The organism is Streptomyces sp. NPDC028711, from assembly GCF_055565415.1.
In genome coordinates, this window is record NZ_JBVHUJ010000002.1 from 353,297 (window position 1) to 377,052 (window position 23,756).

20 protein-coding genes are annotated in these 23,756 nt (G+C 72.5%); 11 read left to right on the forward strand and 9 right to left on the reverse strand.

Annotated features, from left to right (window positions below; genetic code table 11):
* Positions 1-40: 40 nt before the first annotated feature.
* The 6 genes from ACZ4VK_RS07430 to ACZ4VK_RS07455 all read right to left on the reverse strand — a co-directional run bounded on the left by ACZ4VK_RS07430 (position 41) and on the right by ACZ4VK_RS07455 (position 8,907).
* Positions 41-535 carry a DUF6643 family protein gene (locus ACZ4VK_RS07430; RefSeq protein WP_468349486.1) on the reverse strand — a complete coding sequence of 165 codons (495 nt, stop codon included), beginning with the start codon at positions 533-535 and terminating at the stop codon, positions 41-43.
* A gap of 270 nt (positions 536-805) precedes the next feature.
* Positions 806-3,736: an NHLP bacteriocin export ABC transporter permease/ATPase subunit gene (locus ACZ4VK_RS07435; RefSeq protein ID WP_468349488.1), complete on the reverse strand. Its 2,931-nt coding sequence runs from the start codon at positions 3,734-3,736 to the stop codon at positions 806-808.
* Position 3,737: 1 nt separating this feature from the next.
* On the reverse strand, positions 3,738-6,020 hold the full coding sequence (locus ACZ4VK_RS07440) for an NHLP family bacteriocin export ABC transporter peptidase/permease/ATPase subunit (protein WP_468350789.1): 2,283 nt from the start codon (positions 6,018-6,020) through the stop codon (positions 3,738-3,740).
* Positions 6,005-6,811, reverse strand: coding sequence for a biotin/lipoyl-containing protein (locus ACZ4VK_RS07445; protein ID WP_468349491.1), 807 nt, complete (start codon positions 6,809-6,811; stop codon positions 6,005-6,007). Before ACZ4VK_RS07445 ends, ACZ4VK_RS07440 begins: the two co-directional genes overlap by 16 nt.
* A 132-nt stretch (positions 6,812-6,943) precedes the next feature.
* Positions 6,944-7,195: a hypothetical protein gene (locus ACZ4VK_RS07450; RefSeq protein ID WP_468349493.1), complete on the reverse strand. Its 252-nt coding sequence runs from the start codon at positions 7,193-7,195 to the stop codon at positions 6,944-6,946.
* 365 nt (positions 7,196-7,560) lie between these two features.
* Positions 7,561-8,907 (reverse strand): glycosyltransferase, encoded by a 1,347-nt coding sequence (locus tag ACZ4VK_RS07455; protein ID WP_468349495.1) that lies wholly within the window; start codon positions 8,905-8,907, stop codon positions 7,561-7,563.
* Positions 8,908-8,965: 58 nt separating this feature from the next.
* Between ACZ4VK_RS07455 and ACZ4VK_RS07460 the strand changes: the two genes are divergently transcribed.
* The 6 genes from ACZ4VK_RS07460 (at position 8,966) to ACZ4VK_RS07485 (ending at position 15,605) form a co-directional block, all read left to right on the forward strand.
* Positions 8,966-9,757, forward strand: coding sequence for a glutamate racemase (locus ACZ4VK_RS07460; RefSeq protein WP_468349497.1), 792 nt, complete (start codon positions 8,966-8,968; stop codon positions 9,755-9,757).
* A gap of 104 nt (positions 9,758-9,861) precedes the next feature.
* Positions 9,862-10,428: a hypothetical protein gene (locus tag ACZ4VK_RS07465; protein ID WP_468349500.1), complete on the forward strand. Its 567-nt coding sequence runs from the start codon at positions 9,862-9,864 to the stop codon at positions 10,426-10,428.
* 132 nt (positions 10,429-10,560) lie between these two features.
* Positions 10,561-12,159, forward strand: coding sequence for an apolipoprotein N-acyltransferase (gene lnt / locus ACZ4VK_RS07470; protein ID WP_468349502.1), 1,599 nt, complete (start codon positions 10,561-10,563; stop codon positions 12,157-12,159).
* An 83-nt stretch (positions 12,160-12,242) separates the two neighbouring features.
* Positions 12,243-12,725, forward strand: coding sequence for an NUDIX hydrolase (locus tag ACZ4VK_RS07475; protein ID WP_468349504.1), 483 nt, complete (start codon positions 12,243-12,245; stop codon positions 12,723-12,725).
* A 55-nt stretch (positions 12,726-12,780) separates the two neighbouring features.
* The gene (locus ACZ4VK_RS07480) at positions 12,781-13,647 is read left to right on the forward strand and encodes a 3-hydroxybutyrate dehydrogenase (RefSeq protein ID WP_468349506.1); all 867 of its coding nucleotides are present in this window, start codon (positions 12,781-12,783) and stop codon (positions 13,645-13,647) included.
* A gap of 65 nt (positions 13,648-13,712) precedes the next feature.
* Positions 13,713-15,605 (forward strand): helix-turn-helix domain-containing protein, encoded by a 1,893-nt coding sequence (locus tag ACZ4VK_RS07485; protein WP_468349508.1) that lies wholly within the window; start codon positions 13,713-13,715, stop codon positions 15,603-15,605.
* Between the two features lie 79 nt (positions 15,606-15,684).
* Here the strand turns inward: ACZ4VK_RS07485 and ACZ4VK_RS07490 are convergent, their stop codons facing one another.
* On the reverse strand, positions 15,685-17,052 hold the full coding sequence (locus ACZ4VK_RS07490) for an MFS transporter (protein WP_468349510.1): 1,368 nt from the start codon (positions 17,050-17,052) through the stop codon (positions 15,685-15,687).
* Positions 17,053-17,343: 291 nt separating this feature from the next.
* On the opposite strand from ACZ4VK_RS07490, the gene ACZ4VK_RS07495 reads away from it, so the two are divergent.
* The 3 genes from ACZ4VK_RS07495 (at position 17,344) to ACZ4VK_RS07505 (ending at position 19,440) form a co-directional block, all read left to right on the forward strand.
* Complete coding sequence (locus ACZ4VK_RS07495; protein WP_468350791.1) at positions 17,344-18,180, forward strand: AraC family transcriptional regulator; 837 nt, start codon at positions 17,344-17,346, stop codon at positions 18,178-18,180.
* 82 nt (positions 18,181-18,262) lie between these two features.
* A complete protein-coding gene (locus tag ACZ4VK_RS07500) occupies positions 18,263-18,733 on the forward strand; it encodes a cupin domain-containing protein (protein WP_468349512.1) in 471 nt (156 codons plus the stop codon).
* Positions 18,730-19,440, forward strand: coding sequence for an SGNH/GDSL hydrolase family protein (locus ACZ4VK_RS07505; protein WP_468349514.1), 711 nt, complete (start codon positions 18,730-18,732; stop codon positions 19,438-19,440). Before ACZ4VK_RS07500 ends, ACZ4VK_RS07505 begins: the two co-directional genes overlap by 4 nt.
* Before the next feature lie 158 nt (positions 19,441-19,598).
* Here ACZ4VK_RS07505 and ACZ4VK_RS07510 read toward each other — a convergent pair whose 3' ends face one another.
* Positions 19,599-20,165 (reverse strand): TetR family transcriptional regulator, encoded by a 567-nt coding sequence (locus ACZ4VK_RS07510; RefSeq protein WP_468349516.1) that lies wholly within the window; start codon positions 20,163-20,165, stop codon positions 19,599-19,601.
* A gap of 94 nt (positions 20,166-20,259) precedes the next feature.
* Here ACZ4VK_RS07510 and ACZ4VK_RS07515 point away from each other — a divergent pair, with 94 nt between their 5' ends.
* Positions 20,260-20,856: a DUF2867 domain-containing protein gene (locus tag ACZ4VK_RS07515; protein ID WP_468349518.1), complete on the forward strand. Its 597-nt coding sequence runs from the start codon at positions 20,260-20,262 to the stop codon at positions 20,854-20,856.
* A 179-nt stretch (positions 20,857-21,035) separates the two neighbouring features.
* On the forward strand, positions 21,036-21,662 hold the full coding sequence (locus ACZ4VK_RS07520; RefSeq protein WP_468349520.1) for a class I SAM-dependent methyltransferase: 627 nt from the start codon (positions 21,036-21,038) through the stop codon (positions 21,660-21,662).
* Positions 21,663-21,916: 254 nt separating this feature from the next.
* On the opposite strand, the gene ACZ4VK_RS07525 is transcribed toward ACZ4VK_RS07520, so the two are convergent.
* Complete coding sequence (locus ACZ4VK_RS07525; RefSeq protein WP_468349522.1) at positions 21,917-23,755, reverse strand: hypothetical protein; 1,839 nt, start codon at positions 23,753-23,755, stop codon at positions 21,917-21,919.
* Between the last annotated feature and the right edge of the window lies 1 nt (position 23,756).

Below are 23,756 nucleotides of genomic sequence, written 5' to 3' on the forward strand. Positions count from 1 at the left end.
CAGCCGCTCCGGACCCGACGCCCCCCGGTGCCAGGGCCGGTCAGTAACCCCCACCCTGGTAGGGACGGTTGTACGGGTCGTCGTACGGCGCGGGGGCGGGGACCGGCGCGGGGGCCGGCCGGGGTGCCGCCGGACGCATCGCCTCGTACCCCGCGGGCGCGGGACGGGGCGGCTGCCCGTAGGGACCGCCCTGGTAGCCGCGCGGGGCCGCCTGCTGCTGCGGGATGTACGGCGCGGGGGCGTGCTGCAGGGGCACGGGGGCCATCTGCTGCGCGGGCTGCGGGTATCCGTAGCCGTTGCCGTAGGAGGGCTGCGGGGTGGGCGCCGCCGGGAGGGCGGGCAGTGCCGCGGGGAGCGCCGGCAGGTAGGAGCCGCTCACGGGGAAGCTGCTGCCGGTGTCGTAGGCGGCTGGCACTCGGATCGGGGCGATCTGAGGCGTGCCCCGCTCCGCGACCAGGGAGTCGTAGATCGGGGTGTCCGGGAAGGACGGCGCGGTGTGGTAACCGCCTCCATAGGTGGAGCGGGGGGAGGTCATGGAACATAAGTTAAGCCCACGATGTGCTGGTTGGGGAGCCCCCATCTTCGGGTCATCCGATTTACGCTGTTTTTGTCGGCCTGACCTGCCAAAACAACGTCAAAGTCTGCGTTAACAGCGGGGGCTTTTCGGCGGCGGGACGCACCCTCGACGTTGGATCTTGAGCGCCTGAAACGCAGAATTATCGATGAATTACCATCAGTAATCGAAGGTCGCCCCGGAGCCTCGGACCGATACGCCGAAGTGTGCCCGGCGAAACGGGTCTCGGCATCAGCCGAGTTGCCGCCGGACGAGCTCGTGGAAGAGTCCGTTCGTGTCGGCGAGGAGTTCCGCGGGGGTGCCCTCCTGGACGACGCGTCCGTCCGCCAGGGCGATCACCCGGTCCGCGTCCATGATCGTGGACAGCCGGTGGGCGATCACGACGCGGGTCGCGTTCAGGGCGCGGGTCGACTCGATGACGGTCCGCTGCGCCTCGTTGTCCAGGGCGCTGGTCGCCTCGTCGAAGAAGAGGACGCGGGGCCGGCGGATGAGGGCCTGGGCGATCATCAGCCGCTGGCGCTGGCCGCCCGAGACGCTTCCCCCGCCGTCGGACAGCATCGTGTGCATGCCCATGGGCATGGCCTTGATGTCCTCGGCCAGACCCGCCATCGCCGCGGCGGCCCAGGCGTCCTCCAGCGGATACGACCCGGCGCCGCGGATGCAGTCGAGGACGGAGCCGGAGAACGGCTGGGCGTTCTGCAGCACGACGCCGCACTGGCGGCGCACCGCCGCCTGGTCGAGGGCGGCGAGGTCCTGCCCGTCGTACCGCACGGTGCCCGAGACCGGCCGGTCGAAACCGATGAGCAGCCGCAGGAGCGTGGACTTGCCGCAGCCGCTGGCCCCGACGATCGCGACGAACTCGCCCGGCCGCACCCGGAGGTCGACCCCGTCGAGGACCAGCGGGCCGTCCTCGGTGTAGCGGTAGGACAGGTTCTCGGCCTCGATGGCCCCGGTCAGCTCGCCGGGCCTCACACTGGAGCCGCGGACCTCGGGTGTCTCCCGGAGCAGCGGCCTGATCTGCTCGAACATGGGCTGCACGGCCGCGGCCGAGAGGAGCGCGCCGGTCAGCTGCGTGACCGAGGACAGCATCATGGTGACGGCGGTGCTGAAGGTGAGGAACTCGCTCGCGGACAGGGTGCCGCGGGCCGGTCCCGCCAGGAGCGCGAACATGACGAGCGTGCACAGCGGCAGGCAGACCGCGCCGAGGACCGTGAGGACGTTCTTGATGCGTCCCACGCGGCGGTGCAGCTCGCGGGTGCGGGCGAACTCCCCGGCCCAGGCCGCGTACGCGAAGCTCTCGGCCGCCGCGACCCGCAGCTTCGGCAGACCGCGCAGGGTCTGGAAGGCCTGGTTGTCGAGCTTGTTGCCGATCCGGACCAGCCGGCGCTGGTACCGCAGTTGCCAGAGCCCGAGGCCCAGGAAGACCGCGGCCGTCCCGAGCAGCAGGGCGAGCGCGACGAGGGCCAGGGGCACGCTGTAGACAAGAAGCAGCACCAGGTTGACCGTGCCGACGGTGCCCGCCTGCACGACCACCGGGCCGATGCCGGACAGGACGCGGCGGATGGCGCTGATGCCCATGGCGGCACCGGCCAGTTCGCCGGTGGAGCGGCCGGCGAAGAACGTCGTCGGCAGGCGGAGGAGACGGTCCCAGACGGCCGGCTGGAGGGTGGCCTCGATCCGGCCCTCCATCCGGAGGATCGCGGTGTTCTGAAGCAGCATGAACGCGGCCGAGACGACGCTGGTCGCGATGATCGCGAGACCGGTCTGGACGATGAGTCCGGTCTCGGCGGCCGGGACGTACGTGCCGAGCACCTTGCCGGTGGCGACGGGCACGAGGGCCCCGAGGACGACCGCGACGAGCCCGCCGCCGAGGAGGGCGCGGAGCTCCGCCCGGGTGCCCCGCACGCTGAACCGGAGCAGCGGCAGCAGGCCGAGCGGCCGGTCGGGCAGCGGGCGGTAGAACATGACGGCGCGCGGCGCGAACTCCGCGGCGCCCGCCCGGTCGACGCGCTCCCGTTCCCCGGTGGCGGGGTCGAACGCCACGTACCGGCCGCGCCGCCACAGCAGGGCGACCGGTGTCCCGTCCGCCCGGTGGCCCACCAGGGGCCCGCTGTCCTCACGCCACCACCGCTCACCGAGCCGGACGCCGCGGGTGCGGATCCGGGAGGCGAGCGCGATGCGTTCGACCGGGTCGGAATGCCCGGGGTCGGCGCCCGCCATATCGGCCGGTTCCGCGAGGGTGATGCGCGCCTCGTCGGCGACCGCCCGGCACACGGCATAGGTCGCGTCGTCGTCGGCCCGGCCCCGCGCCGGGCCTGCGCCCGCACGGCCGATGGACGCGAGCAGCGTGTGGTCCGCCCGGGTGCTGGCGGCCCTGCCCGCCTCGATCCCGGCAGCCGCCCGGTCCTCGTGGTCGCGTTCGAGCTGCTCGATCCAGCCGTCAAGGGCGTGGAGGAGCCGGTACTGCTGGTCGACCATGCCCTGCCAGGTGGCCGGGTCGACGAGCAGCGTGCCGGAACCGGAGCCGTGATGCGTCTCGTACGCGGCTCCGTACGCGATGCTGCCGGGGGCGATCCGCATCCAGAGGACGTCGTCGTCGGCCGCGCCCGGAGCGTCGCCGGGGCCGCCGTCCGAGGCCGCCTGGTACAGGACGCGCAGCCCGCGCCCGACGCCGAGCGCGAAGGCGTGCTCCAGGGGACTGGGCGGGGCCTCGGTACCCATGCCGTACGCGCTCCGGTCCTCGTACCACTGGCCCTCGTACCACCGGCCGCCGTACCCCTGCTCCCCGTATCCCTGCTCGGCGTACGACTGCCCTACGGGGTACGGCAGTTCGCGGAGCTCGACGCGGCGCAGCAGGCAGCCCTGCGCGGGCCGGCCGATCAGCGTGTGCGCGGGTCCCTCGACCGGGCCGAGGAGCAGCGTGCCCGTCTCCAGGCGGCCCAGGAAGTGCCAGGGGCCGAGCCGCGCCGCGTCGACCGCGAAGAGGTCCAGAGCGCCGTCGACGACGAGCCAGAGGACGTGCGGACCTTCGAGGACGACGCTGCTCAGGCCCGCGCAGTCGACCGGGGTGCCGAGGGCGCCGAGGGCCGCGACGACCGGGTCCTGCGCGCCGCCGCCGTGCCGTACGCCGGAGAGGTCGGCGGGCGGATGGGGAAAGGTCACCTCAGTGCTCCTCGACCAGGCCGGCGTACGCGCCCCGCGCCGCGACGAGCTGCTCGTGACGACCGCGTTCCACGACCGTCCCCCGGTCGAGCACGACGATCTCGTCGCTGTCGCGGATGGTGCTCAGCCGGTGGGCGATGACCACGCAGGCGCAGCCGCGCCGCCGCAGGTTGTCGATGACGATCTCCTCGGTCGCCGCGTCGAGGGCGCTGGTCACCTCGTCGAGGATCAGGACGCTGGGGCGGCGCACGAGTGCGCGGGCGATCTCCAGGCGCTGGCGCTGGCCGCCGGAGAAGTTGCGGCCGTCCTGCTCGACGCGGCTGCGGATGCCGCCCGGCCGGCGGGCGACCACGTCGTACACGGCGGCGTCCCGCAGGGCGGCGACGACGGCCTCGTCCGGGACGGAGGGGTCCCAGAGCGCCACGTTGTCGCGGACGGTGCCCTCGAAGAGGAAGACGTCCTGGTCCACGAAGGAGACGGAGGCCGCGAGCGCGCTGCGCGGGATGTCCTCGAGACGCATCCCGTCGATGCGGATCGCGCCCTCCCACGGTGTGTAGAGGCCGGACATCAGCCGCGAGACGGTGGACTTGCCGCTGCCGGAGCCGCCGACCAGAGCCACCTGCTGCCCGGGGCCGACGGTGAGGGAGAAGTCCTTGAGCAGCGGGGCGTCGAGGGGGCTGTACCCGAAGGTGACGCCCTCGAGTTCGACGTGTCCCGTGAGGCGGCGGGTGGGGGCGTGCGGGACGCGCCGGGTGTGGACCGGGTCGACGGGGAAGTCCTCGACGTCCCTGAGCCGGGCGACGTCGGCGGCGAAGTCCTGGATGCGGCCCGCCACGCCGTTGAGCCGGGTGATCGGGGCCGTGAAGCCGGTCACGAGGGCCTGGAAGGCGACGAGCAGCCCGACGGTGAGGTGCCCCTCCACGGCCCGCAGCCCGCCGATCGTGAGGATCAGCGCGCTGTTCAGCGCGGCGAGCGTCGGCGCGACGACCGCCAGCCAGGCACTGGGCACGCCGAGCCGCTGCTGCACGTCGAGGGTGGTGGCGTGCTGTCCGGCCCAGCGCCGGAAGAAGCCGTCCTCGCCGCCCGTGGCCTTCATCGTCTCGATGAGCTGGAGTCCGCTGTACGAGGTGTTGGTCAGCCGGGCGCTCTCGGCGCGCAGCTTCTGCGTGCCGGTGGCCCGCAGGTGGATGACGACGCGCAGGGCGAGGACGTTGAGCAGGGCGATCAGCACGCCGACGACGGTGAGTTGCGGGTCGTACGTCCAGAGGAGCACCGCGTAGAGCAGGACGACCACGGCGTCGACGGCCGCCGCCGCCAGGTCGCGGGCGAGCGTCTCGGCGACGGCGTCGTTGGACTGCAGGCGCTGGACGAGGTCGGCGGGGCTCCGCTGGGCGTAGAAGGCGAGCGGCAGCCGGAGCAGGTGCCGCAGGAAGCGGGCGCTGCCCAGGGTGGAGGCGATGATGCGCCCGCGCAGCAGATTGGCCTGCTGGAGTGCGGTGAGGGTCGCGGTGAGGACGAGGGTGGTCGCCATCGCCGCGAAGACCACGCCGAGCAGCGACGTCTGGTTCCCGATGAGGAACATGTCGATGTACGTACGGCTCAGCGCCGGCACCCACGCGCCGACGGCCACCAGGAGGAGGCTGGCGACGACCGCCGCGGCCATGGTGCCGGAGGTGCCGCGGAGCCGGGCGGGCAGGGCGGAGAGGACGCCCGGCCGGCTGCCGCCGCGGCGGAAGCCGGGGCCCGGCTCGAAGGTGAGCACGATGCCGGTGAAGCTGGTGTCGAACTGGTCCATGGGGACGAACCGGCGGCCGCTGCCCGGGTCGTTGACGTACACACCGGGGCGGCCGAAGCGGCGGCCCGTGCCCTCGTAGACGACGTAGTGGTTGAACTCCCAGAAGAGGACGGCCGGTGCGGCGACCTCGGCGAGGGCGGCCACGTCCATCTGCATGCCCTTGGCCTGCAGTCCGTAACTCCGGGCCGCCTTCAGGAGGTTGCCGGCCCGCGACCCGTCGCGGGAGACGCCGCAGGCGATGCGGAGCTCTTCGAGGGGGATGAAGCGGCCGTGGTGGCCGAGGACCATGGCGAGTGCGGCGGCGCCGCACTCGACCGCCTCCATCTGGAGCACCGTGGGGGTACGGACGGTCCGCGGCCTTCGGCCCTTGGTGACGGGCGTACGGCGCCGGGGCCCGCCCGCGGGCGGGAGCCTGCGGTCGGAGGTCCGCGCCCTGCCGCCGGAGCGCGCCCGGGTGGCCGCGCGTGACGCGCTCACGGGAGCAGCCAGTCGACGGGGCGCTGTGCGGCGAGGTGCACGGCGCCGGTGACGGGCGTGCCGGAGGCGGGAGCGTGCGGGGGCCCGTCCGTGGACGACCAGGCGTATCCGGAGGCGGTGGCGGCCGAGCGGTCGAGGGTCACGAGCACCGCGACCGGATCGCCCTGCCGGGAGAACCGCGCGGCGAGTCCCGCGTCACCGAGGAAGGAGCCGAGCTGCGCCTCCGACTGGGGAGTGCGGCCCACGGCCGTGACCCGGCCCCGGAGCACGCCGAACCGGTCGCGCGGGACGGACTGGACGGCGAGGTCGACCCGGGAGCCCGCGCGGACCGTGGCGGCGGTGTCGCCCGTCAGATAGAGGACGGCCACCAGGGGCGCGTCCGGGTCGGTCACGCGCTCGACGGTCGCGACGTCGGCGCCGGTGGTGACGACCGAACCCAGCCTGGCGTACAGCGTGGTGACGCGGCCGCCCGCGACGGCGCGGACGGGCCGGTCGCCCCGGTCCGTGCGGACGGTCAGCAGAGGCGCTCCGGCGGCGACGGGCCGGCCCTCCTCGGCGAGGACCTCGGTGACCTGTCCGGCGACGGGGCTCTGGAGCAGGTAGCTGCCGTCGGCGTGGGTCAGGAGACCGGGGGCGTTCAGCTTGGACGTCACCGTGCCGGTGAGGGCCCAGAAGCCCGCGGCGGCCATGACGACGAGGGTGACGGCGAGCACGAGACGCCCCTGGGGGCGTGCGAATCGCACGGGCACGTCGAGTTCTTCGGGCGATTGCAGCTTGGAAAGCGCATTGCGGCGGAACTGCACGGACTATTCCTTCGACTGCATTCTGACGCATATCCCGCGGCCGGGTTCCGGGGTGCGGGACATGGGGTGGATCAAGGGCGGCCGTAAACCCCGGAACCGGGTCGGTTCCGGGGTTCACAGACCGTTTTGGGCTCAGATACCGGCGAGGCCGGTGATGCCCGCGGTGTTCACCGAGACGCCGGTGATGCCGGAGGCCAGGCCGGGGACGCCGGCCGCGAGGCCCTCGACGCCCTGGACCGTCTGGAGGGAGCCGACGGTGCCGAGGAGGTTGGTGACGTCGCCGGTCAGCGCGCCGGCGAGGCCGCCGGAGACGGTGACGAGACCGCCGGAAACGGCGTCGAGGTCGGCGTCGGAGATCTCTACGGTCTCAAGGTCGTGACGCATGATGCGCACCCTTCGTTCTGGGGGGAATCCGTCTTCTGCGGCCGCAGCGGGCTTGATCCAACCACGCGAACGGCTGACCGGACCAATTCGGTTGACGCTTCGGCGCGGGTGTTTCTGCACCTCTGGAAGCGGTCGTGCATTCAATTTCACCGAATGCCGACATCTTCTCCTCGGATTCGAGTAACAGATTCGGCCCACCCGTCGCGCGCGGGGCACTTATACGGACAGAAGGGTGCCGTCCGGACGCCCCGGGGCGCGGGGGTGTCGGGAAACGGTGAAGACGCCGCTCCTCCACACGCACACGTTGTGCAGGTTTCCGGTAGGCGAGGGGAGGTGAGGGACCGGTCGCCGGCTCCGGCGCGGGCTCATCTGTCCCGCGCCGCCTCGGGGCGCGCGTACGTCCGGCCCTTCCAGGCCGCACCGGCGCCCCGGTGGTGCCGTACCGCCGAGTCCACCGTCATCAGGAGATAGAGGAACGCGGTGAAGGGCAGCAGCGGAGCGAGCCACAGCGGCTGCCGGTAGTAACGGAGCATCGGCACGTACGTCCCCGCCATCACCGCCCAGGCCGCGCCCCCCGCCCAGGCCGCCACCGCGTCACCGCCCGCCACACCCGCCACCAGGGCCACCGGCGGCACCAGGTAGACGAGGACGAGGCCCGCCACGGTCCCCACGAGCAGCGACGGACTGTGCCGCAACTGCGCGTACGCGCTGCGCGCGACCATCCGCCACAGCTCGCCGAGCCCCGGATACGGGCGCACGCTGTCGACCCGCTCCGCGAGGCCCAGCCAGATACGCCCACCGGCCCGCCGCACCGCCCGCGCCAGCGACACGTCGTCGATCACCGCCTGCCGGATCGCGTCCGGGACGTCCGCCGCCACCGCCGTCTCCGTCCGCAGCAGCACACAGCCGCCCGCGGCGGCCGTCGCCAGCGGCCGCGCCCGGTTGATCCAGCGGAAGGGATAGAGCTGCGCGAAGAAGTAGACGAACGCCGGCACGACCAGGCGCTCCCAGGGGCTCGCGACCCGGAGCCGGGCCATTTGCGACACCAGGTCCAGACCGTTCCCCACCGCCGCCGAGACGAGCAGACGCAGACTGTCCGGCTCATGGGCGATGTCCGCGTCCGTCAGGAGCAGGAACTCGGGTCCACGCGCGCGTGCCAGCGCCATGCCGTGCCGCAGGGCCCACAGCTTCCCCGTCCAGCCGGGCTCCGGCTCGCCCGGCGACACCACCGTCAGCGGCAGCCCTCCGCACCGGGCGGCCAGCTGTGCGGCGAGCGTCCCCGTGCCGTCCGTACTCCCGTCGTCCACGAGGATCACCTCGGCGTGGCCCGGATAGTCCTGCGCGAGCAGCGACGGCAGGCTCAGCGGCAGCACACCGGCCTCGTCCCGCGCCGGCACGACGACGACCACCCGCGGCCACGGATCCGGCTCCACGCGCGCGGAGTCATGGACGGGCTCCACGTGTGCGTGGTCACGGACCGGCTCCGCGCGCGCGTGGTCACGGACGGGCTTCGCGCGCGCGGGGTCATGGACGGGCTCCACGTGTGCGTGGTCCCGGACGGGCTTCGCGCGCGCGGGGTCCGCGACCGGAGGCAGCTGGTCGCGCGCGGCCGATGGCAGCCGTTGGTCCGTGCGCCAGAAGAACCCCTGGCCGAGCAGCAGCCAACCCCAGACGACAGCGGAACCGAGCGCGAACCAGGCGAGGGTGCTCATTCGCGGCAGTCTGCCCCAGAACGCGGGGGCCGTAAGGCTCATCGGCTAGGGTGACCGGGTGAAGATCGCGCTCATGGACTCAGGAATCGGCCTCCTCCCGGCGGCGGCCGCCGTGCGCCGCCTCCGGCCGGACGCCGATCTGCTCCTCTCCAACGACCCCGACGGCATGCCGTGGGGCCCGCGCACCCCCGAGAACCTCACGGAGCGCGCCCTGGCCGTCGCGCTCGCCGCCGCCGAGCACCGCCCTCAGGCCCTGATCGTGGCGTGCAACACCGCCAGCGTGCACGCCCTGCCCACCCTGCGCGCCGCCCTCGAACCGGACATCCCCGTCATCGGCACCGTGCCCGCGATCAAGCCCGCCGCCGCGGGCGGCGGCAAGGTCGCCATCTGGGCCACGCCCGCCACCACCGGCAGCCCCTACCAGCGCGGTCTCATCCGCGACTTCGCCGACGGCGCCGACGTCACCGAGGTGCCCTGCCCCGGCCTCGCGGACGCCGTCGAGCACGCCGACCCGGAGGCCGTGGACCGGGCCGTCGCCGCGGCCGCCGCGCTCACCCCCCGGGACGTCCGCGCCGTCGTCCTCGGCTGCACCCACTACGAGCTCGTCGAGGAGCGCATCCTCGCCGCCCTCGAAGCGCGGAGGGCCGGACTGCCCCCGCTCGTCTTCCACGGCTCCGCGGACGCCGTCGCCGCACAGGCGCTGCGCCGCGTCGGCGCGGAGCCCGCCCCCGGCGCGGCCCCCACCGGAAGCCTCTCCGTCCTCCTCAGCGGACGCCCGGGGCCGCTCCCCGCCACCGCCCTCGGCTACGCCGCCGGCCGGATCCTGGCAGCGGCGGCCCCCGCTCACTGAGCGGAGGCGGACGATCTACGTCCAACGGCGTTCGCTCACCGAGCGTGTGCGGACGACCTCGCTCCGGCGCGCTGTCAAGGCCGATCCTGGGTAGTCTTCCCTGTATGAGGGACCACGCCCGGAACACGCATGCCGACGAGCGGACACCCGCCGTCTGGACCGGCCGTGCCACCAACCGATTCCAGTGGCTGGCGGCGCTCGCCGGCGCCGCCTTCATGGCCCTCGGCATCACCCTCGCCGTCGAATCGCCCTGGACCTCCGGTGTCCCCGCCCTCCTGATGGCCGTGATCGGCTGTGTCGCCGCCGGACTGCTCGTCCTCTTCGGCACGCTCGCCTTCGTCCACGTGGCCGTCAAGGTCGACGACCGCGCCATGGAGGTCCGCTGCGGCCACATCGGCGTGCCGCGCCGCCGCATCCTCCTCTCCCACATCGTCGGCGCCGACTTCGCGCCGAGCGTCACCCCCCGCCACTGGGGCGGCTGGGGTTACCGCTGGCGTCCCGAGAAGGGCACGGCCGTGGTCGTCAGGCGCGGCGAGGGCCTGGTCCTGCGCCTCGGCGACGGCCGTACGTTCACGGTCACCGTCGACGACGCCGAGTCCGCGGTCCGCGTCATCCGCGACCACCTCCGGCACCCCGCCCCGCCGGGACCGCCCACGCCGACGGGCGCCTGAGCCCGAGGGTTGGGAAGAACACGGGGCCGCTTCCGCGTCGTGGCGTCCGGCAGGTCACCGGCGCCCGCGCCGGGCACGTGCCCGGCCCCACCGCCCTCCTGGCCGACAGGTACGACCCGTAGACTCCGCAAGGTGAGCGCCACCATCACCCCCGTCGACCCGTCCGGAACCGACACCGCCTCCACTCCGGCTTCCCGGCTGCGGCGGTTCGTACGGCCCGGGACGGCTCTGCTGTCCGGGTTCCTGCTCTATCTGAGCTTCCCGCCACGCCCCCTGTGGTGGCTCGCGCTGCCCGCCTTCGCCCTGCTCGGCTGGACCCTTCGGGGCCGCCGCCTCCGGGCCGGCTTCGGCCTCGGATACCTCGCGGGACTCGGCTTCCTGCTGCCGCTCCTCATCTGGACCGGCGAGGAGGTCGGCCCCGGTCCCTGGCTCGCCCTCGCCGCACTGGAGGCGCTCTTCGTGGCCGCCGCCGGACTCGGCATCGCGGCCGTCTCCCGGCTCCCCTGGTGGCCGGTCCTCGCCGCCGCGGTGTGGATCATCGGGGAAGGGGCACGCGCGCGCGTGCCCTTCGGCGGCTTCCCCTGGGGCAAGATCGCCTTCGGTCAGGCGGACGGTGTCTTCCTGCCGCTCGCCGCCGTCGGCGGCACACCGGTGCTGGGCTTCGCCGTCGCTCTCTGCGGTTTCGGCCTGTACGAGGCGTACCGCCAGGTCAGGACCTACCGCGCCACCGGTACCGTCCCCCGCGGCCCGCTCGCCGTCGCCGTGCTCTCCCTGCTCGTCCCGGTCACCGGCGCCCTCGCGGCCCTGCCCCTCGTCGACGACTCCGCCGAGGACGGCACCGCCACCGTCGCCGCCGTCCAGGGCAACGTGCCCCGCCTCGGCCTCGACTTCAACGCCCAGCGCCGGGCCGTGCTCGACAACCACGTCGACCGCACCCGCGAGCTCGCCGCCGACGTCCGGGCCGGCCGCGCGCCGCAGCCCGACTTCGTCCTCTGGCCGGAGAACTCCTCGGACATCGACCCGTACGCCAACGCCGACGCGGCCGAGGTCATCGACGGAGCGGTCCGGGCGATCGGCGCACCGACCGTGATCGGCGCGGTCGTCACCCCCCCGACCGGCAAGCTCCGCAACACCCTCATCGAGTGGGACCCGGAGCGCGGTCCGGTCGCCACGTACGACAAGCGGCACGTCCAGCCGTTCGGCGAGTACATCCCGATGCGGTCCGTCGTCCGCCTCTTCAACAGCAACGTCGACCGGGTGAGCCGGGACTTCGGTGCCGGTACGAAGGTCGGCGTCTTCGACCTGGCCGGCACCAAGGTGGGTCTTGCCACCTGCTACGAGGCGGCCTTCGACTGGGCCGTGCGCGACACCGTCACCGAGGGCGCCCAGCTCATCTCCGTCCCCAGCAACAACGCCACCTTCGGCCGCAGCGAGATGACCTACCAGCAGCTCGCGATGTCCCGCGTGCGTGCCGTCGAGCACAGCAGGTCGGTGGTCGTGCCCGTCACCAGCGGCGTCAGCGCGGTCATCCGCCCCGACGGCGAGATCGTCTCGCAGACGAAGATGTTCACCCCGGACGTCCTGGTCGAGAAGGTGCCGCTGCGCTCCTCGCTGACCCCGGCGACCCGGATGGGCACCCTGCCGGAGGCCCTGCTCGTGGCGCTCGGGGCGGCTGGTCTCGGCTGGGCGGCCTTCCGCTCCGTACGGGCCCGCCGTACCCCGGCGGAGTGATCCGACCGGCCCCACCCGCGCGGGTCAGGTCCCGTACGGGGCAGGATCCGGCCACCCTCAGGGGATGATCTAGGGTCGGATCCATGGCTACCCCTGACTTCATCCGGTCCCTGCGCGAGAAGGCCGGCCACCAGCTCCTCTTCCTCCCCGGAGTGAGCGCCGTCGTCTTCGACGACCAGGGCCGGGTGCTGCTCGGCCGGCGCGCCGACAACGGACGGTGGGCGGTCATCGGCGGCATCATCGAACCCGGCGAGCAGCCCGCCGACTGCGCCGTGCGCGAGGTGTACGAGGAGACCGCGGTGCGCTGCGAGGTCGAGCGGGTGGTCCTCGTCGAGACCCTCCGCAAGCCCGTCGTCTATCCCAACGGCGACGAGTGCCAGTTCATGGACGTGTCCTTCCGCTGCCGCGCGGTGGGCGGCGAGGCGCGGGTCAACGACGACGAGTCCACCGAGGTCCGCTGGTTCGACGTGGACGACCTGCCGGAGATGAAGCGTTTCTCGTACCTGCGGATCGAGAAGGCCCTGGCCGACGAACCCACATGGTTCCGCACCACAGCATCCAGCTGAACTATGGGCCCGGCACACATCGGTGGGGGAGGGACCCCTTCGTAGGGTGCGGAGCATGAGCGCCCCCATCACCGCCCACGGTGCCGCGTCGGACACCGGTTCCGTCGCCGTCACGTCGGGTACCGGTTCCCTCGCCACCGCACCCACGCCCCGTGCCGTCGTCCTCGACCTCACCGGCCGCACCGCGCTCGTCACCGGCGCGGCCGGCGGCATCGGACGCGCCTGCGCGCTGCGGCTCGCCGCGTCGGGGGCCCGGGTCAGAGCCGTCGACCGGGCCGCCGAGGGCCTGGAGACCCTGGCCGAGGAGGCCGCCGCGCTCCCCGGAACCCTCGAACCCCGGCTGCTCGACCTCACCGACCTGGACGCCGCCGAGGCCGCCGCCGCGGGCGCCGACATCCTCGTCAACAACGCCGGACTCCAGCTCGTCCGCCCCATCGAGGAGTTCCCGCCGGACGTCTTCCACACGGTCCTCACCGTGATGCTGGAAGCGCCCTTCCGGCTCATCCGGGGCGCCCTGCCGCACATGTACGCCCAGGGCTGGGGACGCATCGTCAACCTCTCCTCCGTCCACGGGCTGCGCGCCTCCGCCTTCAAGTCGGCGTACGTGGCCGCCAAGCACGGTCTCGAGGGCCTCTCCAAAACGGCTGCCCTCGAAGGCGCCCCGCACGGGGTCACCTCCAACTGCGTCAATCCCGGCTATGTGCGCACCCCGCTCGTCGAACGGCAGATCGCGGACCAGGCCGCGGCCCACGGCATCCCCCCGGAACGGGTCCTCTCCGAGGTCCTCCTGAAGGACTCGGCGCTCAAGCGGCTCATCGAACCGGACGAGGTCGCCGAGGCCGTCCTCTATCTCTGCACCCCGCACGCCTCCTTCATCACCGGCACGTCCCTCACCCTCGACGGCGGATGGACGGCGCACTGAACGTTCCGCCGAAGACCGTCCACAGGGGTGGTGCGACCACACGTTCGGCAGGTATCCCTGTGTCCATGTCCCACGAACACGTCTCCTACCTGGAACTCCTCGCCCGAGGAGCCGGTACGGAGGCCTACGACCGGCCCGTGCTGCTCGCCCGTGCGAGCGGCGCGGGCCCCGAGGCGCTGGCCGAACTCGAAGAGGCCAAGCAGCTCGCCCTGCGCGTCAGGGCCGAGCTGGAGGGGCGGCGGCGCCGCGAGGCGGAGCTGTCCGCGCTCTTCGCCACCGCCCACGACCTCGCGGGACTCCGCGACCTCGACGCGGTCCTTCGGGCCATCGTCCAGCGCGCCCGCTCCCTCCTCGGCACCGAGGTCGCCTATCTGAGCCTCAACGACCCGGCCGCCGGAGACACCTACATGCGGGTCACCGAGGGCTCGGTCTCCGCGCGCTTCCAGCAGGTCAGACTGGGCATGGGCGAGGGCCTCGGCGGCCTCGTCGCCCAGACGGCCCGCCCGTACGTCACCGACGACTACTTCGAGGACCCGCGCTTCCAGCACACCCGGACCATCGACGCCGCGGTACGGGACGAGGGCCTCGTCGCCATCCTCGGCGTCCCGCTCAGCCTCGGCAGCCAGGTCATCGGCGTCCTCTTCGCCGCCGACCGCAGGGCCAGGGTCTTCGAACGCGAACAGGTCGCGCTGCTCGGCTCCTTCGCCGCGCACGCCGCCGTGGCCATCGACACCGCCAACCTCCTCGCCGAGACCCGCTCCGCCCTCGCCGAGCTGGAACGCGCCAACGACATCATCCGCGAGCACAGCGCCGTCATCGAACGGGCCTCCGAGGTCCACGACCGGCTCTCCGAACTGGTCCTGCACGGCGGCGGAGTCCAGGACGTGACCCGCGCCGTCTCCGAAGTCCTGGGCGGGACCGTCGAGTTCAGCGAGGAGGGCGCGGGAACCGCCCGCCGCGCCGGGGGCCACGCGGTCCGTGAGGGCGACGACTGGGTGGCCGCCGTCTCCGCCGGCGGCGAGACCCTGGGCGCCCTCGTGCTCCACGGGCAGCCCGAGCTCGACCCGGTCGACCAGCGCACCCTGGAGCGTGCCGCCCTGGTCACCTCCCTGCTGCTGCTCGCCCGCCGCTCCGCGGGCGAGGCCGAGCAGCGGGTACGCGGCGAACTCCTCGACGACCTCCTCGACGCCCCCGACCGGGACCGCCGCCTGCTCAAGGAGCGCGCCGCCCGCCTCCGTACCGACAGCGAAGCCCCGCACGTCGTGCTCGCCGCCCGGATCGACCGGCCCTGCGGCGCGGCCGACCCCGACGCCGGCGGCCGCGAGGGCGCCGACCGCCAGCGCCTGTGGTCGGCGGCCACCCACCTGGCCGCGACCCGCCACGGGCTCGCCTCGGCCCGCGACGGCGGTACGGTGCTGCTGCTGCCGCTCGGCCCTCGCGAGAGCGCCACCGACCTCGCCCGGCAGACCGCGCGGAGCCTCGGCGGCACGCTCCGCGAACCGGTCACCGTCGGCGCCTCCGCCCCTGTACGGGCGCCGCTCGACCGGCCGGACCAGGTGGCCGTGGCGTACGAGGAGGCCCGCCGCTGTCTCGACGCGCTCGTCCTGCTGCACCGCACGGGCCAGGGCGCGGCCGCCGAGGACCTCGGCTTCCTCGGCCTCCTGCTCGCCGACGGCCGGGACATCGACGGCTTCGTCGACCGGACGATCGGCCAGGTCGTCGCCTACGACCGGCGCCGCGGCACCGACCTCGTCCGCACCCTGGACGCCTACTTCGCGAGCGGCATGAGCCCGGCCCGTACCAAGGACGAACTCCACGTCCATGTGAACACGGTGGCCCAGCGCCTGGAACGGGTCGGCCGGCTCCTCGGCCCCGACTGGCAGTCCCCGTCCCGCGCCCTGGAGATCCAGCTGGCGCTGCGCCTGCACGCGCTCGCGGACGCGGTCACGGGGACGTAGACAGGGTGGATGCGCGAAAGCCCTGTGCCCCGCTCGGGAAGGAGCGGGGCACAGGGCGGTTCGGCGCCGGGCCCGCCGATCAGACGTCGGCGCGTACGCGGGAGTCCGAGGGGGTCCGCTCCTCGATGTCCCCGAGGTCGCGGTCGCGGGTCTCCCGGGCACAGGCGAGGGCGACGACGGTGAGCAGCGCGGCCGCGATCACGTACAGGGCGATCGGGGTCGAGGTGCCGTAGTCGGCGAGGAGCGCGGTCGCGATGAGCGGGGCGGGGGCGCCGGCGGCCACCGAGGAGAACTGGGCGCCGATGGAGGCACCGGAGTAGCGCATCCGGGTCGCGAACATCTCGGAGAAGAAGGCGGCCTGCGGCGCGTACATCGCCCCGTGCAGGACCAGGCCGACGGTCACCGCGAGCAGCAGGCTGCCGAAGGAACCCCGGTCGATGAGGGAGAAGAACGGGAACATCCAGGCCCCGACACCGACCGCGCCGATCAGATAGACCGGCCGGCGGCCGAGCCGGTCGGAGAGCGCGCCCCAGAGGGGGATCACCGCGAAGTGGACGGCGGAGCCGATGAGGACGGCGTTCAGGGCGGTCTGCTTGGAGAGGCCGACCTCGGTGGTCGCGTACACGAGGATGAACGCGGTGATCACGTAGTACGAGATGTTCTCCGCCATGCGGGCGCCCATGGCGATCAGCACGTCACGCCAGTGGTGCCTCAACACGGCGACCAGCGGCATCTTCTCGACCTGCCCGGCGACCGCCTTGCGCTCCTCGGCGGCGGCGAGGGCCGCCTTGAAGACGGGCGACTCGTCGACCGAGAGCCGGATCCAGAGACCGACGATCACCAGGACACCGGAGAGCAGGAAGGGAATGCGCCAGCCCCAGGACACGAAGGCGGCGTCCGAGAGCAGAGCGGTCAGCGCGGAGAGCACACCGGTCGCGAGCAACTGCCCGGCCGGCGCCCCCGTCTGCGGCCACGAGGCCCAGAAACCACGCCGCTTGGCGTCCCCGTGCTCGGACACGAGCAGCACGGCGCCGCCCCACTCACCACCGAGCGCGAAGCCCTGCACGAGCCGCAGCACGGTCAGCAGCACCGGGGCGGCGGACCCGACGGTGGCGTGCGTCGGCAACAGCCCGATGGCGAACGTCGCCCCGCCCATCAGCAGCAGGCTGAGCACCAGCAGCTTCTTCCGCCCGAGCCGGTCCCCGTAGTGCCCGAACACGAGCGCCCCGAGGGGCCGCGCCGCGAAGCCGACCGCGTACGTCAGGAAGGAGAGCAGCGTCCCGACCAGCGGATCGGACTCGGGAAAGAACAACTTGTTGAACACGAGCGCCGCGGCGGACCCATACAGGAAGAAGTCATACCACTCGATGGTCGTCCCGATGAGACTGGCGGCGACGATCCTCTTGAGGGAGTTGGGTGGCGTCGGGGAGGGAGTTGCGGCGGCCATGTGCACCACTTCCAGGCGGGTACGGGGACGTTTCGGTGTCGCCATACCGTAGGAAGGCGCAGGTCAGGGGCGTATGTGGTGGGACACCATAGTTCGGGAGGACCAAGTGCGCTCAGTCGCCATGAGGGCTTCTCGTGGGCCTTCCCAAGGGCCCGGAGAGGCGAAGAGAGAGGCTGTCTGTGCTGCCCTGGTTCGGGGTGATGGTAAGAACCGTGTCGCCAGCCGCGAACGGCGGTGATCAGCCCTTGGATGGTGATCTTGCTGAGCTGGGCGGCTCGTACACTGACGAAAATGGAGCATCACACGGCCACCGGGATCGGTGCACGTCCGGCGCTCGCCTTACGGCAGTACGTCGACTCGTATGTCGGTTTCGACCTCCGCGGGCTCCCGGCGGGGGTGCATTGCGGCCCGCCGAGCCGCGCGCTCACCGCGGTGATCAGCCTGTCAGATCCGTTGGAGGTGGCGGCGGGCGTTGACGACGGGTCACCGGTCGCCCGATTCAGCACCGTGGCCGGCGGTCTGATGTGCCGGTCCGTCGCGATCCACCACGACGGGCGCCAGCAAGGTGTGCAGGTATCGCTGACACCGCTCGGGGCCCGGGCCATCTACGGCACGCCCGCCGCCGAGCTCGCCCACCGACTGGTCTCACTCGACGAGCTTCTCGGAGCGCTTGCCGTCGAGCTGGTCGACCGGGTCCGATCGGCGACGACATGGGCGGCGCGGTTCGCCGCGCTGGACGAATTGCTCCTCCGAGCTGTCGGCCGCGGCGCCGGCGGCGACCACGTGCGCCGGGTACGCCCCGAGGTGGCCGAGGCGTGGCGCCGCCTCGTCGCCGCGCGGGGTTGCGTCCAGGTGGGTGCGGTCGCCGCGGAACTCGGCTGGAGCCGTCGGTACCTCACCGAGCGGTTTCGCGGTGAGGTGGGCCTGTCGCCGAAGACCTTCGCCCGAGTCCTGCGCTTCGAGCACGCGCACGAACTGGCGACGGCGCACGACCCGCTCCCGTGGGCCGATGTGGCGACCGTCTCCGGCTACGCCGACCAGGCCCATCTCGTTCGGGACTGGCGTGAGTTCACGGGCCGATCGCCGACGGCCTGGCGTCGCGGCGAAGTCCTCCTCGGAGCCGGGTAGCCGCCGACCGTCTGCCCGTCGCGTCGGCTTCTCTTCCCTTTCCTTCAAGACCGCCCGAGCGCTGTCGTGGACGATCGTCGGCATGAGACTCGTCAACCACGAACGCAACGCCGTGGACCTGCGGACCACCCCCGTGCACCTCGGACTGGGATCGAGAGCGAAACCCGTCGAGGGCTTCGCCTGGGAGCCGGAGGCGCTCCAGGCCTACAGCGCCGCGGTCGCGGCAGATGGCGCCGAGGGCCGGATGGTGATGATCTTCGACGGCGACGGCCTCGGCGACCATTGGGAGAGCCACCCCGCGGGCGACGAACTGGTCGTTTGCCTCAGCGGGTCGGTGACGGTCACCCGCGACGTGGACGGGGTTCTCGACCGCGTTCTGCTCGGGCCGGGCGAGGCCACCATCAACCCGGCCGGGGTATGGCACGTGGTCGACATGGAGGGGCCGACGTCCATCCTGTCCATCACCGCGGGCCTCGGCACCGACCACCGTCCTCGGACCGACCCCCGCCCGACCGAACGTGTCGGCACGACCGGGCCGGAGGAAGCGCCGTGACGACACGCATCGCGTGCCTCGGCGACAGCCTCACCCGCGCGCAGTTCAGCGTCGACTACCTGGATCTTCTCGGACGCCGCCGCCCTCCCGGTGACGTGCGGCTCGCCCGCTTCGGCGCCAACGGCGACTTCGCCCACAACCTCTTGCAGCGCCTCGATGCCGTCGTCACGGACCCACCCGATGTGATCACCGTGTTGATCGGAACCAACGACGCCCGAGCGAGCCTCGCCGGCTACCCCATCGAGCAGGCCATGAAGCGTAAACAACTCCCCGAGCGCCCCTCAGCCGGCTGGTTCCAACAGTGCCTCGGAGCCGTCGTCGCACGGCTGCGAACGGAGACCGACGCGACGATCGGTCTGCTGTCGCTCCCGGTCCTCGGCCAACAACTCGACGGAGTAGCGGCACAGGCGTCGCAGGCGTACAGCCGGATGATCGCCGAGGTCGCCGCCACCAACGAGGTGGCCTACCTTCCGCTCCACGAACGCCAGATCGAGGAACTGCGGCAAGCGGACCCGCCGCCGATCCCCTACCGGGAGGTGACGCCCGCAGCAGTCGTCGGCGTCCTCGTCCAGCACGCGGTGCTGCGCCGCAGCCTCGACGCGATCTCGCGGCGCCGAGGTCTCGTGCTCACGACCGACCACATCCACCAGAACAGCCGCGGCGCCACCCTTGTCGCCGAGGTCATCGACGCCGGTCTGCTGACCTAGGGGGTGTCTTGTCGGTCAGGCCGGATCAGGGAGCGGCGTCTGGTGCCGTGCCTCGCAAGGCGGAGGAGGGAGGCAACGCGGAGCGTTGTCGACCGACGACAACGCGGCGAGGTGCGGTGCCAGGCGTCGCGAGCCCGGCCTGATCGGCAAGACACCCCCTAGGGCCTCTCGGCCAACAGCCGGTTCCTCACCGCGGCGAGGACTTCCGTGCGGCTGCGTGGGCCGTTGTCGGCTGCGATGAGGTGGTCGCCGATGCGCAGTGAGAAGGTGATCAGGCAGCGGGCCTCGACATCGCCCTCGTCGGGGCAGAAGGCCCCGTAGAGCTCGCGCAGATAGTCCATGCGCCGGTTGTCGACCCGCCGGAGGCGGCGCGCGACGGCCTCGTCGCGCCGGGCCCAGTCGCGGATCGCGAGTTCGACCCCGGCGCTGGTCACGGGCGTTTCGCCCGACCCCACGAAGTCGAAGAGGCGCCCGAGCCGCTCGCGGGCGTCGCCCCCGTCGCGTTCGATCCGCTCGATGACGTCCTCGGTGACCCCGCGTTCCCAGGCGTCGAGCATTTCCTCCAGCAGGCTGGCACGGTTCCCGAAGTAACCGTAGAAACCGCCCTTGCTGACGCCGAGCGACTGGGCGAGGACCTCGACCCGGACAGCTTCAAGGCCGCCGGCGGCAAGCGCACGCAGGCCTTCCTCGATCCACTTGTCCCGCGGTGTGCGGATCGTGCCCATCCGTGTCTCCCTCACATGTCCCGGCCAAGTATACGGAGCCGTATGGACGGGTCTATGCTCGATCTATACGTCACCGTATAGACAGGGATTTGCCATGAGCGATCTGCGCCTTCCCGCAACCGACCACACGTCCCGCCCCTGGCGGATCCACGAGATCGCCGGCGACTTCCGGCTCGAGGATCTGTGGGCACTGCCGACGCCGGGCGGCCCGGACGACCTGCACCTCCTGGTCCGGCAGATGGCGGATGGCAAGGACGGTCCGGACGGCGGCAACCCCGTGGGCCGATTCCTTTTCTCGGTGCGCTGGAAACTCGGCGCGCTGCTCGGTTGGGACAAGCCGGACTCGGGCGTCGGCGGCCGGGTGGCGACGCTGCGCGACCGGCTGCCGGACGACCTGCGCAAGGGGCCGCAGGGGCCCGACCTCAGCGGGGCGCCCTTCACATCGGTCTTCCAGACACACGACGAGTGGGCCGCCGAGTACGCCAACAAGACCATGCACGGGGTGATGCACATCGGCTGGGTCTCCGACGGGAACGGCGGTTACCGCGGCCAGATGGCCGTCCTGGTGAAGCCCAACGGCCGCCTCGGCTCGCTGTACATGCTCGGCATCAAGCCCTTCCGGTACCTGGGGGTCTACCCGGCCTTGATGCGATCGATCGGCCGGGAGTGGCGAGAGAACACGGCGCGCTGACGCCCCTCCCGCCGCCCCGCAGCTGGGAAGGTGCGCATGGGCGGCAGCGGGTCGGCGTACTGTTCGAGGGTGACGGCCCGGTCACCCCGCGAGGGGCCCACCTACGGCCGCACGTAGGGTGATGCCACCGCCTTCGCTCCTGCTCGCTGGGCGAGGCTGACCGGAAAGGCACGGGGAACATGACTGGGCAACGCGACCGTTGGGCAGAACTGACCGGCGGACAAGCCGGAGAGGACTACGCTCAGCGTTTCGCGCAGCTCGCCGCATCAGGCCACGACATCCACGGCGAGGCCACCTTCTGCAACGCCTTGCTGAAGCCCGCCGCCCGGGTGCTCGACGCAGGCTGCGGCACCGGTCGGATCGCCATCCGACTCGCGGAGCTGGGCCACCACTGCACCGGCGTGGACGTCGACCCCTCGATGCTCGCCGTGGCCCGCCGGGACGCCCCCACGCAGGAATGGCTCCTCGGTGACCTGGCCCGCCTGGACACCCTCGGCCTGGATCAGGGATTCGACCTGGCGCTCGCCGCCGGAAACGTCATCCCGCTGCTGGCCCCCGGCACCGAGCCCGTGGTCGTCCGGCAGCTGGCCGCCACACTGCGCCCCGGCGGTCTGCTGGTCACGGGCATGGGACTGGACGCAGCGCACCTGCCGCTGCCGGAACCGACGGTGACCCTGACAGAGTTCGACCAGTGGTGCACCCAGGCCGGACTGACCCTGCGGAACCGCTACGCCACCTGGAGCGGCGATCCCTACGATCAAAGCTGCGGCTACGCCGTCAGTGTGCACTGCCGCCCCGCCACGTGAGTCCGCGCCTTCGTACGACAGTCCGGCCCGGGCAGGTGCCCGAGTGATCTCATGACGTGATCGTCTGCAACCGCGCCCCCGCGCCGGAACTGGGGCTGCATGTCGTGGCGCCTGCCGGTCGCGTACGTCTCATGGGGTGGCACGAGACTCCTCCAGACAAGCGCCGGCCACCGCGACCCGCACGCCGGACCAGCCCGACCGACGGGTACGCCGACCGACGGGGATGCCGACACACGGGTACGCCGATTGCGCCGTCACTCCCGACCGTGCCGCGCGATCACGACGGGATCCTCGATGAGCCGCACGGTCGGAGTCGGCTTGGGCACCGGACGCTTCCACACGCCCTCGTCGTCCGCGACCTCCTTCAGCTCCCAGTTGCGGCAGGTCCCGTCGAGTGCCAGCGGGTAGAGGGTGAGTGTGCCGTCCCGCGCGAGGTGCATCCGGAGGAAGCCCTTGTGGTCGTCGATGGACTGCCCGGACATCTGCCATTCGGCGACCAGGCCCCGGTTCGTCCACAGCACCCACAGGGCGAAGAGCTGGGAGCCGAGGGAAGCGCCCATCACGGCGGCGACGACCAGCAGGATCGCCAGGAACGCGAGGCCGTTCCAGGAGGACGGGATCGACCGGGCGATGGCGGCGCTGACGGTCAGGGCCGCGACGGCGACCGCCGTCTGGAACAACACGGCCACGACCGGACCGGACGGCGCCCTGGGGCGCCGTTCGCGCAGCAGCCCCCTCCACCAGCCGATCACGAAGGGCAGGACGAAGAGGCCGGCACTCGTGCAGAGCAGGCCGAGCAGGTCGTCGGCGCCGGCGCTCCGCAGGGCCCCGACGGGATCGTGTCGGCCCTCGGCCAGCGCGAACGCGCCGCTCGCGAGCAGGACGAGCACCATCTGTACCGCCCCGGCCAGGACGGCGAATCCGGGGTTGCGCCGCGGGAGCCAGTACCGCGACCAGGGCTTGGCGATCGCGCGGGTGAGCGAGCGGGACTCCGCCGCGTCCGGGTACGTGTGCTGGGCGAGGGCGAACGCCGTCGGCGGATGATCCTTCTTCTGCATGCGTGAGGTGACCGGCGGCAGGGGCAGGGCCTTCGGGAGCCTGTGGGTGGACGAGAGGTACGCGCCGCCCAGGCCGCACGTCACCATCTGGCGCCGCCGGGGGTCCGGGGGCAGAGCGTCGTCGGCCCCGGCCCCGTCACCGGGCAGCCGCTCCGCGTAGCGGGCGTAGTGGTGCTTGTCGCCGGTCAGCCACAACCGGATCGAGGCGCCCGTCTCCTCGTGCTTCCGGGTCGTCCGGTCGAAGCGGGACCGCACGATGTTGCGGTCGAACCAGTGCAGGGGGTTGAAGGCGTCGGGCCTCTCGTCGCTCCTCACCCAGGTGGGCTCGGCCGAGCAGACGATGACGCCGTCACCCGGACGCAGCCGCGGCGAGAGGTGGGTCTCGAAGTAGCGCCGCTGGGGATCGTCGAAGTAGGTGCCGAGCTGGCTGTCCAGCCCGACGAGCCACCAGTGCTGCGGCAGTTCCACGGCGAAGTAGCTCCGGGTCTGCCGGGTCTGCCAGCCGCCGATCACGCTTTCCTGGGCGAACATCCGCAGGAACGCGGTGAGTCCGTCGTACCAGTCGTGGTTGCCCGGCAGCGCGACCATGAGCGGCTCGTCCGGCGCCGACGGGAGCGCCGCGCGGTAGGGCCCTTTCATCCGGTCCTCGTAGGCGGTCGCCGACGCCACCGGGTACACCTGGTCCCCGCCGAGGACGAGCAGCGAGCCACGGGGGAGCGAGCCGGGCCCGTCGAAGGCGAGTCGGTCCGCCCCCAGGGCGGACGCCACCGAGGCCGTCGCCTCGAATCCGTCGCCGAGGTCCGCGACGAAATCGATCCAGATCTCCTCGGCGCCGGGATCCGCCAACGGCGCCCGCAGGAGACCGGCCTCCAGCGCGCCCTGGATCTCTCGCTTGTCCGAGTAGCCGGCGAAGACGGCGGCCAGGCAGACCTTGACCGCCGTACGCGCCAGCTCCTTCGGCGCGAGCCATCGCACCGGCTCCTGCGGAGTGAATCGGAGCTCAGCCGCGTGTCTGCGCAGCTCTTGGAAGTCCACT

Coding starts and splice junctions, on each gene's coding strand:
- ACZ4VK_RS07455 (WP_468349495.1), bottom strand. CDS start 8,907: ATGAGCACCCTCGCCTGGTTCGCGCTCGGTTCCGCTGTCGTCTGGGGT.
- ACZ4VK_RS07490 (WP_468349510.1), bottom strand. CDS start 17,052: ATGGCCGCCGCAACTCCCTCCCCGACGCCACCCAACTCCCTCAAGAGG.
- ACZ4VK_RS07510 (WP_468349516.1), bottom strand. CDS start 20,165: ATGGGCACGATCCGCACACCGCGGGACAAGTGGATCGAGGAAGGCCTG.
- ACZ4VK_RS07515 (WP_468349518.1), top strand. CDS start 20,260: ATGAGCGATCTGCGCCTTCCCGCAACCGACCACACGTCCCGCCCCTGG.
- ACZ4VK_RS07480 (WP_468349506.1), top strand. CDS start 12,781: ATGAGCGCCCCCATCACCGCCCACGGTGCCGCGTCGGACACCGGTTCC.
- ACZ4VK_RS07475 (WP_468349504.1), top strand. CDS start 12,243: ATGGCTACCCCTGACTTCATCCGGTCCCTGCGCGAGAAGGCCGGCCAC.
- ACZ4VK_RS07430 (WP_468349486.1), bottom strand. CDS start 535: ATGACCTCCCCCCGCTCCACCTATGGAGGCGGTTACCACACCGCGCCG.
- ACZ4VK_RS07520 (WP_468349520.1), top strand. CDS start 21,036: ATGACTGGGCAACGCGACCGTTGGGCAGAACTGACCGGCGGACAAGCC.
- ACZ4VK_RS07450 (WP_468349493.1), bottom strand. CDS start 7,195: ATGCGTCACGACCTTGAGACCGTAGAGATCTCCGACGCCGACCTCGAC.
- ACZ4VK_RS07465 (WP_468349500.1), top strand. CDS start 9,862: ATGAGGGACCACGCCCGGAACACGCATGCCGACGAGCGGACACCCGCC.
- ACZ4VK_RS07485 (WP_468349508.1), top strand. CDS start 13,713: ATGTCCCACGAACACGTCTCCTACCTGGAACTCCTCGCCCGAGGAGCC.
- ACZ4VK_RS07500 (WP_468349512.1), top strand. CDS start 18,263: ATGAGACTCGTCAACCACGAACGCAACGCCGTGGACCTGCGGACCACC.
- ACZ4VK_RS07495 (WP_468350791.1), top strand. CDS start 17,344: ATGGAGCATCACACGGCCACCGGGATCGGTGCACGTCCGGCGCTCGCC.